The sequence below is a fragment of the Spirillospora sp. NPDC047418 genome (assembly GCF_040643275.1).
Lineage (GTDB): Bacteria > Actinomycetota > Actinomycetes > Streptosporangiales > Streptosporangiaceae > Spirillospora.
Genome location: NZ_JBEYTW010000115.1, coordinates 17,365 through 28,185, shown reverse-complemented (window position 1 = coordinate 28,185; position 10,821 = coordinate 17,365). Strand labels below are relative to the sequence as shown.

Below are 10,821 nucleotides of genomic sequence, written 5' to 3'. Positions count from 1 at the left end.
CCCACGTGTCCCCGGGGGGTTTTTTTTTTTTTCCCCCAAAAAAAAAAAAAACCACGCCGCAGATCAACTTAGGCGGTGGGGGTCAGCGGGGTTGTGGGGTCGTTGTGAGGGGCTGGAGGCGGATCCGGCCGTGCTGGCAGACCGCCCCGAAGCTCCAGCCGGTGGCGACCTGCTCGGTGTTGTTGGGCGGGATCACCCTGAGCGTGCCCGGAACGGGCTCGCACCGGTCGGTGTCCGGCTCGTCCCCGGCGGGGACGACACCCCAGTGCAGCCGCTCGTAGGCGTGGCCGCCGTTGAAGATCGTGATCGTGTGCGGGGCGCCCTCGCGGACGACGTTCGTCGGGACCGTCCCGTCCGGGCTGGCCAGCTGGAGACCCGACCAGCCGCCCGTCGTGCAGTGCTTCCCGGACTTGTTCGTCAGGACGAGCGTCGCGTAGCGGTTCCCCGCCGCGGCACCGAGGTCGGTGAGCGTCGCGCTGAGCATCCCGCTGGTGCAGTGCGGGCGCCCGGCGGCGTTGGCGGAGCCGGCCGGGCGGGTGGTGGTGGCCGCGCCGGGCGTCCCGCCGCCGGGGGCGGGCGCCCCCGGGCTCGGGGCCGCGGACGTGCCCGTGCTCGCCCGCGTCGGCGTCGGGGCGCCGCTGGACGACGTGCTGCCCGTGGTCGGGCCGGACGCGCATCCGGCGAGCGCGGTGGTGATGGCGGTGGCGGCGAGCGTCCCCCAGATCAGTCGTTGCATGGTGCGTCCCCCGGTGAGGAGCGACGGCGGGGCAGGGCCTTGGCCAAGCGGCCGGGCCGTGCCGACCGGCCCCTGTCCCGGTCCGCCGCCCGCGGCCGCTTGGCGCCCCCGTCCGGCCCTGTCCCCGCCGTCTCATTTCTGGTGGTACATCCGGTGAGATGCCGGATAGGGCCGTGAAGTTCGCACGGCGGGCAGGCGGGTATCGCCACCGGCATGCCATCAACAACAACTCGGACGCGCGGGCCCGCGGTCGCCTCGGGACGCGGCGGGGGATCCGCGAAGCAGATCGTGGTCGTCGGCGGCGGGTACGTCGGCATGTACACGGCCCTGCGCCTGCAGAAGAAGCTCCGCTCGGAGCTGCGCCGCGGCGAGGTCGCCGTCACCGTCATCGACCCCCAGTCCTACATGACCTACCAGCCGTTCCTTCCCGAGGCCGCGGCCGGAAACCTCGAGCCGCGGCACGTCGTCGCCCCGCTGCGCAAGGTCCTGCACCGCTGCCGGATCGTGAACGGGTTCGTGACGCGCATCGACCACGCGTCCCGGCGGGTCACCCTCTGCCCGGCCGGGACGCGGACCGACGGCGTCGCCGAACGCGACATCGCCTACGACATGCTCGTCGTCGCGGTCGGCTCGATCTCGCGGACGCTGCCCATCCCCGGGCTCGCCGAATGCGGGATCGGCTTCAAGACCGTCGAAGAGGCGATCTTCATGCGCAACCACATCGTGCACCAGCTCGACATCGCCGCCGCCAACCCCGATGACGAGCAGGTCCGCCGGCGCGCGCTGACCTTCGTCTTCGTCGGCGCCGGATTCGCGGGCATCGAGGCCATGGCCGAACTGGAGGACATGGCGCGGGACGCCTGCAAGTGGTACCCGAACATCGACGCGCGGGAGATGCGCTGGGTGATGGTCGAGGCGACCGACCGGATCCTGCCCGAGGTGGGCCCCGAAATGGGCCGCTGGACCGCCGACGCGCTGCGCCGCCGCGGCATCGAAGTGAAGACGCGGACGCTGCTGAAGTCCGCCGAGAAACGCCACATCGTGCTCAGCGACGGCGAGGAGTTCGACGCAGGCACCCTCGTCTGGACGGCCGGTGTGAAACCCCACCCCGTCGTCCAGAACAGCGACCTTCCCATCGACGACAAGGGACGCGTCAAGGCGACCGCGGAACTCACCGTCGAAGGGCTGCGGCACGTGTACACGGCCGGCGACAACGCCGCCGTCCCCGACCTCAGCGGGAAGGGCGAGTTCACCGCGCCCAACGCCCAGCACGCCGTCCGGCAGGCCAGGCGCCTCGCCGACAACATCGTGGCGGACCTGCGGGGCAGGCCGCGCAAGCCGTACAAGCACGCCTACGTCGGCTCGGTCGCGAGCCTCGGCCTGCACAAGGGCGTCGCGAACGTCTACGGGCTGCAGGTGCGCGGCCTCCCCGCATGGGTCATGCACCGCACCTACCACCTGTCGCGGATGCCGACCGTCAACCGCAAGTTCCGGATCACCATGGACTGGACGCTCGCCCTCTTCTTCCGCCGCGAAATCGTCTCCCTCGCCGAACTGGAACGGCCGCGCAAGGAATTCGAACTCGCCGCCGGACGGTCCAGGGAGAACGTGCGCGCCTGAACCGCGTCCGCCGAGGTAAGCCGGGGTGAGAGGCCGCCGGAGAGCCCGCGCCGCGGGACTTGCGCGCGACTTGACAGCTCTTGTGGAACTGGCCGGACCCGGCCGTGTACCCACAGCCCGTGAAAGGACGCGCCGCCATCGGCCCCTGACTCGATATGATGACGCCGCCCCTGTAGCCCAATGGCAGAGGCAGGCTCCCTAAAAGAGCCAATGTGTCGGTTCGAGTCCGACCAGGGGCACGTGGCGGACCACCATGCTCGCCGATCTTCGATCGGCTTCGCGGGGGCCCGCGATGTTCACCCAGGGGGGCGACCCCCTGGAACCCCCGACGCGACGGCTTCGCCGCCGCCGCGTCGCGCGGGGTTGCGGTGCGCGGGGCCGTGGAACCCCCGGACGCGACGGCACGCTATGGATCGGGCGGGATATGGGCTGATCATGCGGGGGGTTCGCGTTTACGGGGGGCCACGTCGGCCGAAAGTGGAGACTCTGATGGAGAGCAGAAACCCCGCGTTCCGGGGGAACGCCTTCGACCCGCGGGCCGGAGGTGCGGCCTACGGCGCACCCGGCCACGGAGCACAGCAGTACGGAGCAGGGCAGTACGGGGCCGCGGGGTACGCGGCGCCGGGGTACGCGCCGCCGGCGACCCGGCCGATGACCATGGACGACGTCGTCGTCCGCGGGTTCCTGACCCTCGCCGTCCTGGTGGTCACCGCGGCGCTCGCGTGGGCGCTGGTGCCGGTCGAGGCGGCTGCCCCCGTCCTGGTCGTCGCGCTCATCGCCGAGATCGGGATCTGGGCGTTCATCACGTTCGGCCGCAAGGCGAACGCGCCGATGGTGCTCGCGTTCGCGGCGGTCTACGGGATCGTCGTCGGCATCATCAGCCACGCCTACAACGACCTCTACCACGGCGTGGTCTTCCAGGCCGTGATCGGCGCCGCGCTGGCGTTCGGCGCCACGCTCGCCGTCTACGCGCTGCGCATCGTCCGGGTGACGCCGAAGTTCGCCTTCAGTGTTTGGAGGAAAGCGCTGCCTTCGCCTGCGGATCGCGCGGTGGTCCAGTAACCTCTTGGTGTCCGTCCGTGAGCTTGGAAGGCACGAACCGGCTCTGCCGGGGACACGGTTCAGATGGCGTTGATCGGACGGATGTCGCCGGGCTCGTCCCAGCGTGGGGCCCTGTCAACGGTCCCGTACCGCGAGTGTGCGGTGGATGCGACTTCGGCACGGTGGCCAACTGTGAGCGAGGAGCGCGAATTGGTGGAGACGATCGGCCAACTAGCCTCTCGTTAACGGCCGAGAAGTTGACCGGACGCGACTAGCCCCCTGTGGTGGGGCTCAAGGTAGTGATCAGCCCCGCGCCGGACGGTGCGGGGCTGATCCATGTGGGATCTCTGCGCCGTGATCGTGCACGGCGGCACGAGGGCGGGGGCGTCCGCCGGCGGGATCCCACCGGGTCTGGGTGGAGTTCGGCGCGGCCCCTCTAGTAGTGCCGCGCGCGGCGGGCGCGCTCATGCTCGCGCACCAGCGCGGCGGCGTAGCCGTGCGAGAGGTTGTGCTCGTCGGCCAGCCAGCTGCTGCGTTCCTCGCAGCGGGTGAACGAGGGACCGTTCTCGATCGTGGTGAACCACTCGGGGATGTCACGTCCTGTGACTTGCGGAATGCGGGCGATCAGCTTGCTGTGCGTCTCCGGCGAGTGGTTCAGTGACAATTGGCACCTCCAGGTCGCGGGGCTCTTCCTGCTGACTCTGCAACACGTCTCCGCATGTGACAAGACCCTAACGGGGACCTATCTTTTGCGTTACGTAGATCATTTGTAACGGGGATATTCCCCGGAAACGCGCAGGTGGCCCGGCGGACGGCCGGGAAGGCCGCACCGCACGGGCCACCGCGCGAATTCACCGGAAATCCGTCAGGAGAGGCGCTCCAGGACCATCGCCATCCCCTGGCCGCCGCCCACGCACATGGTCTCCAGACCGAACTGCTTGTCGTGGAACTTGAGCCCGTTGATGAGCGTGGAGGTGATGCGGGCGCCGGTCATGCCGAACGGGTGGCCGACCGCGATCGCGCCGCCGTTCACGTTCAGCTTGTCGTGGTCGATGCCGAGGTCCTCGGCGGACGGCAGCACCTGCGCCGCGAACGCCTCGTTGATCTCGACGAGGTCGATGTCGCCGATGGTCATGCCGGCCAGAGCCAGTGCCCTCCGCGACGCCTCCACCGGGCCGAGCCCCATGATCTCCGGGGACAGGCCGGTGACGCCGGTCGACACGATCCGGGCGAGCGGGGTGATGCCGAGCTCGGCGGCCTTGGTGTCGCTCATGACGACGACCGCGGCGGCGCCGTCGTTCAGCGGGCAGCAGTTGCCCGCGGTGACCGTCCCGTCCGGGCGGAACACCGGCTGGAGCTGCGACACCTTCTCGTAGGTGGTGCCGGGCCGGGGGCCGTCGTCCTTGGCCGCGACGGTGCCGTCCGGGAGCGTCACCGGGGTGATGTCCTTCTCCCAGAAGCCGTTGGCGAGCGCCTTCTCGGCGAGGTTCTGCGAGCGGACGCCGAACTCGTCCTGCGCCTGCCGGCTGACGCCGCGCATCCCGGCCACGTTCTCGGCGGTCTGCCCCATCGCGATGTAGATGTCGGGGAGCGCGCCGTCCTCGCGCGGGTCGTGCCACACCGGCGCGCCGCCCTCGCCCGCCCCGGCGGTGCGGGCCTGCGCGTCCGCGAACAGCGGGTTCTGGGTGTCGGGGAGGCCGTCGCTGCTGCCCTTGGCGAACCGGCTGACGGTCTCCACGCCGGCCGAGACGATGACGTCGGCCTCCCCGGCCTTGATCGCGTGCAGTGCCATCCGGGTGGTCTGCAGCGAGGACGAGCAGTACCGGGTGATCGTGGCGCCGGGCACGTTGTCCCAGCCCAGCAGGACGGACACGACGCGGGCCATGTTGTAGCCCTGCTCGCCGCCGGGCAGCCCGCAGCCGAGCAGCAGGTCGTCGATCTGGTCCGGGCCGAGCTGCGGGACCTTCGCCATCGCGGCGGTGATCATCTGGGCGGTGAGGTCGTCGGGCCGGATGTCCTTCAGCGAGCCCTTGAAGGCGCGGCCGATGGGCGAGCGCGCGGTTGCGACGATGACTGCCTCGGGCATAGCGGGTGTCTCCTGTCTCAGCGGCCGAAAGATGTCAACCTACTCACCGGTCACGTGGCCAATCTAACCGTCGGCGGCGGGTCCGTACACGCCGACCCCCCGGCTTTATGGACGGCGCGTCTAATAAGTCCTCACTTACGCCGCTCACCTGCGGCGAATCCCGGTTTCCCGGTGACGTCCGCCCCATGCGCCCGGGACGCCGGGCGGCCGATCCTGGGGCCCACGCCACCGGCCGGTCCGGCGCAAGCGCGGGCGGCGGCCCGGCCGGCGCGCGTGCGGTCCCGGCCCAGGTCCAGGTCCCTAGCCATGCTCGGCCGCCGGCAGCCCGGCGCGCCGCGACCGCGCCCGCAGCCGGCCGCGGGCCTGGGACAGCCCGGTCGAGCAACGCGCCGCGAGGCGCGCCGGAGCGATCGCGCCGGCCGCCGCGAGGCCGGTGGACAGCCGGTGGCCGAGCGCCCGGCGCAGCGGGCGGTGCAGCGGATAGCGCAGCGTGGCCCAGCGGCCCCGCGGGCCCCGGTCGTCCCCGGCCACGGAGGCGCCCGTGACCTCGGTCCCGGCCCGCTCGGCGGCCTCCGCGGCGGCCAGCGACACCGGGCGGGCGGTCTCGCCGGGAAGGTCCGGTTCCAGGCCGAGCGCGGCCGCCACCGACGGCAGCATGGCCGCCGCCGCGGCGGCGTAACCGCGCGCGGACGGGTGGTAGCGGTCCTCGCTGAACATCGACAGCGGGTCGGCGGCGAACTCGCGGCCGAGCAGGTCGCCCAGGGACACCGAGCGGCCGCCGTGCTCGATGACGGCGATCGTCTGCGCGGCGGCGAGCTGGCGGCAGGCGCGCCGCGCGAACCAGCGCAGCGGCTGCATCAGCGGTTTCACCGAGCCGAGGTCCGGGCAGGTGCCGACGACCACGTGGCCGCCCGCGGCGCGCAGCCGCGCGACCGCGTCCGACAGGTGGCGGACGGACTCGGCGGGGGAGACCCGGCCGGTCACGTCGTTCGCGCCGATCATGATGACGGCGACGTCGGGCTGGACCTGCAGGGCCTGCTCCAGCTGGCCGCCGAGGGCCTGCGACCGGGACCCGGACCGCGCCACGTTCGTCAGCCGGACGGGACGCCCGGCGATCCCGGCGAGCCCGGTGGCGAGGCGGGCGGCGGGCGTCTCCGCCGGGGTGTGCACGCCGAGGCCGGCGGCGGTCGAGTCGCCGAGCATGGCCAGCGACAGCGGCTCGCCGCCGAACTGCTCGCCGTAGAGGCCGTCGGCCGCGGGCGGGTCGCCGTTGGGCGTCGCCTGGATGATCTTGCGGGCCAGCCTCGCCTCCACGACGATGAGCCCGAAGGTGACTCCGCCGATCGCGGTGATGCCGCCGCCGCCGTAGGCCGCCGCCGCCGCGATCCGGCGCGCGGTGAATGCTCTCAACATGGTGCGCTGACCCTCCGTGATTAACTACCTACCCGCTCACCGGTGCTTTGATGCCTGCCCCGTGGATCTCGGCTAACGTCGGAAACGGGAAACCTTCCGGAGCCGCGTCCGTTCCGCCGCGCTACCGTCGGCGGATCGGGGACGCGATGCTCAGATCAACACTGAACCGACAAGGAAGTCGCGGTGCACGTACACGACTCGCTCGTCGAACTGATGGGCAACACCCCGCTCGTTCGGCTGCGCAAGGTGACCGGCGGCCTGCGGCCGCAGGTGCTCGCCAAGGTGGAGTACTTCAACCCGGGCGGGTCGGTGAAGGACCGCATCGCGGTCCGCATGATCGACGCGGCCGAGAAGTCCGGCGCGCTGCCGCCGGGCGGCACGATCGTCGAGCCGACGTCCGGCAACACCGGGGTGGGGCTGGCCATCGTCGCGCAGGAGCGCGGCTACCGCTGCGTCTTCGTCTGCCCCGACAAGGTCGGCAAGGACAAGATCGACGTGCTGCGCGCGTACGGCGCCGAGGTCGTCGTCTGCCCGACGGCGGTGAACCCCGAGCACCCCGACTCCTACTACTCGGTCTCGGACCGGCTGGCCGCCGAGATCCCCGGTGCCTGGAAGCCGAACCAGTACACCAACCCGGAGAACCCCCGGTCGCACTACGAGACGACCGGCCCGGAGTTGTGGGAGCAGACCGAGGGCCGCATCACCCACTTCGTCGCGGGGATCGGCACCGGCGGCACGATCAGCGGCACCGGCCGGTACCTCAAGGAGGTCTCCGGCGGGAAGGTGCGGATCATCGGCGCCGACCCGGAGGGCTCGGTGTACTCGGGCGGCTCGGGCCGCCCCTACCTGACCGAGGGCGTCGGCGAGGACATCTGGCCCGAGACCTACGACCGCGAGATCTGCGACGAGGTCATCGCGGTGTCCGACAAGGACTCCTTCCTCATGACCCGGCGGCTCGCCCGCGAGGAGGCGCTGCTGGTCGGCGGCTCCTGCGGGATGGCCGTGGTCGCGGCGCTGCGCGCCGCCGAGAAGGCCGGCCCCGACGCGGTGGTCGTGGTGCTGCTGCCGGACGGCGGCCGCGGCTACCTCGGCAAGATCTTCAACGACGGCTGGATGGCCGACTACGGCTTCCTCACCCCGCACAGCGAGGAGGCCCGGGTCGGCGAGGTGCTCACCCGCAAGGGCGGGACGCTGCCGGAGTTCGTGCACGTCCACCCGCACGAGACCGTGCAGACCGCGATCGCCATCATGCGCGAGTACGAGGTGTCGCAGGTCCCGGTGATGAAGGAGGAGCCGCCGGTCATGGCCGCCGAGGTGGTCGGCTCGGTCGGCGAGACCGACCTGCTCGACGTCATGGTGAAGGGCGAGGCGAAGATGTCCGAGCCGGTCGAGCTGCACATGTCGCCGCCGCTGCCGACGCTCGGCTACGGCGAGCCGGTGAGCAAGGCCGTCGGCGTCCTGGAGAAGTCCGGCGCGGCGGTCGTCCTCGTGGACGGCAAGCCCAAGGGCCTCGTCACCCGCCAGGACCTCCTGTCCTTCCTGGCGACCTCCACCACAGGCTGAGCCGGGCGGGAAGGTGAGAGCGCCGGAGACCTGAAGTGGTCTCCGGCGCTCTCGTTTCTCATGCCGGGTTGCGGAGCCGGCCGGTGGGCGGCGTTTCGGGCCGTGCTCCGCAACCCGGCGTCCAGGGGGTCCCTACTGGCGGAACCCGGACGGGACGTAGTCCTCGCGCGTGTCGGCGGGGCCGACCGGCGCCTGCCGCGGCCGGTCGCCGTGCCCCGGCCACCAGGCGCGGTGGCCCAGCATCGCGGTGATGCCCGGCACCAGGAACATCGACATGACGAAGGCCGACAGCGCGATGCCGATCGCGACGGAGAAGCCCATCTGCTGGAGCATCGACACCGGCGCGAGCATCATCACCGAGAACGTGCCGGCCAGGATGAGGCCCGCCGCGGCGACGGTCGGGCCGCCGTGGTGGACGGCCAGCGCGGCGGCCTCCCGCGGGCTGTGCCCCTCCTTGGCCTCCTCGCGCAGCCGCGCGGTCATCAGGATGTTGTAGTCGGTCCCGATGGCCAGCACGAACAGGTAGAGGATGATCGGCAACTGGAAGGTGACGCCGGCTTCGCCCATCCCGCCCTGGAAGACGTACACCGCGGAGCCGAGCGTCGCGGCGAAGCCCAGCAGGACCGACACCACCAGGTAGAGCGGCGCGACGATCGAGCGCAGCAGCAGCGCCAGGATCAGCGCGATCAGCACCGCCGCCACCGGCAGGATCACCGACAGGTCGCGGTTGTTGACGGCGTTGATGTCGGCGAAGATCGCCGTCGCGCCGCCGACGTAGGCGCGGGTGCCCTCCGGCGCCGCCTTGTGCACGGCCGGCGTCAGCTCGTCCTTGACGAGGCTGATCGCCTCGTTGGACGCGGGGTTCTCCTTCAGGATCAGGTCGACGCGGGCCACGGACTTGTCCTGGCCGGGGACGGGCTGCTGCACCGCGCCGACGCCGGGCGCGGTCTTGGCGGCCTGGCTGAAGGACGCGAGCTGCTGCTCGGTGACCGGCTGCCCGCCGTCGGACTTGATGAACACCTGGACCGGGGTGGTCAGGCCGGGCGGGAAGCCCTTCTCCATGTCCTTGGTGGCCTGCGCGGACTCGGTGTCCTGCGGGAAGCCGGCGGCGAAGTCGTAGTCGGCCTTGAACCCGAGCGCGCCGAGCGCGAGGACGACCAGCACGAGGCCGGACGCGGCGGCGGCGACCGCCGGGCGCTTGCCGACGCCCCGGCCGATGGCCTGGGAGATCGAGCCCTTCGGCTGCTTCTTCCACGCCTTGGACGGCCAGAACACGGCGGTGCCGAGCAGCGACACGAGCGCGGGCATCAGCGTCAGCGAGGTGATGCCCATCACGATGACGGCGATCGCCAGGGACGGGCCCCAGGCGCTGAACACGCCGAACGTCGCGAGCAGCAGCACCAGGAACGTGACGGCGATGGCGGCGGCGGCCGAGGAGATGACCTCGCCGACCCGCTCGACCGCGGTGATCATCGCGGTCTTCTTGTCGTCGCCGGCCCGCAGCCGCTCCCGGAACCGGAACATCAGGAACAGGTAGTAGTCCGCGCCGATGCCGAAGAGCACGATCAGGATGATGGTGCTGAGACTGTCGTCGCCGGAGAAGTTGAAGAGCTTCGAGGCGACGCCGATCAGGCCCATCGAGACCTGCATGGTCACCGTGATCACCACGATCGGCAGCACCGCCGCCAGCGGGGCCCGGAAGATCAGCAGGATCAGGCCGATGATCAGCACGAAGGTCGCGATGCCGACGATCTCGAAGGACTGGTTGAAGGAGTCCTCGTTGTCGACGAAGCTCGCGACGTCACCGCCGACCTTGGCCTCCAGCCCGCTGCCCTTCAGCAGCGTCGGCAGGTCCTTGCGGATCTCCTTGACCGCGTCGCCCTGCTTCTCGCTGTCGGCCATCGAGGTGCCCTGCATCGGCACCATGACCACCTGGACGGCCTTGTTCGGCGCCACGGTCTGCGGACCGGTCAGGAAGTTCAGCACCGACGCCGGCTTGTCGGCGTTGAGGGACTTGGCGGCCTCGGTCACCTTCGCGGTGTCCTGCGCCGTCAGCGGCTGCCCGTCGGACCGCTTCACGACGATCAGCGAGGAGGTGTCCTCCTGCTGCGGGAACGCCTTCTCGGCGATCTGCATCGCCTGGACCGACTCGTACTTCGAGGGCAGGAAGTCCCCCTGGTCGGACTCGGTGGTGAGCTTGGGGGAGAAGGCGATGATCACGACGGCGGCCACGAGCCAGGCCACGATCGTCCACCACGGATGTCTCACGACGAAGCGCGCGAGCCGAGCGAACATGGGGCTTCCTTAATCAAGGTCGTAGGGATACCTCTAAAAGGTAGAGATCCCGCGGGCCCTTGAGGTC

At 71.1% G+C, this 10,821-nt stretch carries 8 protein-coding genes and 1 tRNA gene; 4 read left to right on the top strand and 5 right to left on the bottom strand.

All coding sequences use genetic code 11. The features are described 5' to 3' along the window. Positions 1-82 precede the first annotated feature (82 nt). The gene (locus ABZ806_RS39805; protein ID WP_500223776.1) at positions 83-736 is read right to left on the bottom strand and encodes a DUF4232 domain-containing protein; all 654 of its coding nucleotides are present in this window, start codon (positions 734-736) and stop codon (positions 83-85) included. A 315-nt stretch (positions 737-1,051) separates the two neighbouring features. Between ABZ806_RS39805 and ABZ806_RS39800 the strand changes: the two genes are divergently transcribed. From ABZ806_RS39800 to ABZ806_RS39790, 3 genes are all read left to right on the top strand, one after another. Further along, entirely contained in the window at positions 1,052-2,356 is a 1,305-nt protein-coding gene (locus ABZ806_RS39800) for an NAD(P)/FAD-dependent oxidoreductase (protein ID WP_500223778.1), read from the top strand. Positions 2,357-2,522: 166 nt separating this feature from the next. Beyond that, positions 2,523-2,595, top strand: a tRNA-Leu gene (locus ABZ806_RS39795). Between the two features lie 250 nt (positions 2,596-2,845). After that, the gene (locus tag ABZ806_RS39790) at positions 2,846-3,418 is read left to right on the top strand and encodes a Bax inhibitor-1/YccA family membrane protein (protein ID WP_500223775.1); all 573 of its coding nucleotides are present in this window, start codon (positions 2,846-2,848) and stop codon (positions 3,416-3,418) included. 415 nt (positions 3,419-3,833) lie between these two features. Here ABZ806_RS39790 and ABZ806_RS39785 read toward each other — a convergent pair whose 3' ends face one another. The 3 genes from ABZ806_RS39785 to ABZ806_RS39775 form a co-directional block, all read right to left on the bottom strand. Further along, positions 3,834-4,061 (bottom strand): DUF4287 domain-containing protein, encoded by a 228-nt coding sequence (locus ABZ806_RS39785; RefSeq protein ID WP_375028404.1) that lies wholly within the window; start codon positions 4,059-4,061, stop codon positions 3,834-3,836. A 201-nt stretch (positions 4,062-4,262) separates the two neighbouring features. After that, on the bottom strand, positions 4,263-5,483 hold the full coding sequence (locus ABZ806_RS39780) for an acetyl-CoA C-acetyltransferase (protein WP_500223773.1): 1,221 nt from the start codon (positions 5,481-5,483) through the stop codon (positions 4,263-4,265). A gap of 300 nt (positions 5,484-5,783) precedes the next feature. Beyond that, positions 5,784-6,896, bottom strand: a complete 1,113-nt coding sequence (locus ABZ806_RS39775; RefSeq protein ID WP_500223771.1) for an SGNH/GDSL hydrolase family protein — start codon at positions 6,894-6,896, stop codon at positions 5,784-5,786. A 183-nt stretch (positions 6,897-7,079) separates the two neighbouring features. Here ABZ806_RS39775 and ABZ806_RS39770 point away from each other — a divergent pair, with 183 nt between their 5' ends. Then, on the top strand, positions 7,080-8,459 hold the full coding sequence (locus tag ABZ806_RS39770) for a cystathionine beta-synthase (RefSeq protein ID WP_500223769.1): 1,380 nt from the start codon (positions 7,080-7,082) through the stop codon (positions 8,457-8,459). Positions 8,460-8,591: 132 nt separating this feature from the next. Here the strand turns inward: ABZ806_RS39770 and ABZ806_RS39765 are convergent, their stop codons facing one another. Continuing rightward, entirely contained in the window at positions 8,592-10,754 is a 2,163-nt protein-coding gene (locus ABZ806_RS39765; protein ID WP_500223768.1) for an MMPL family transporter, read from the bottom strand. Positions 10,755-10,821: the final 67 nt, after the last annotated feature.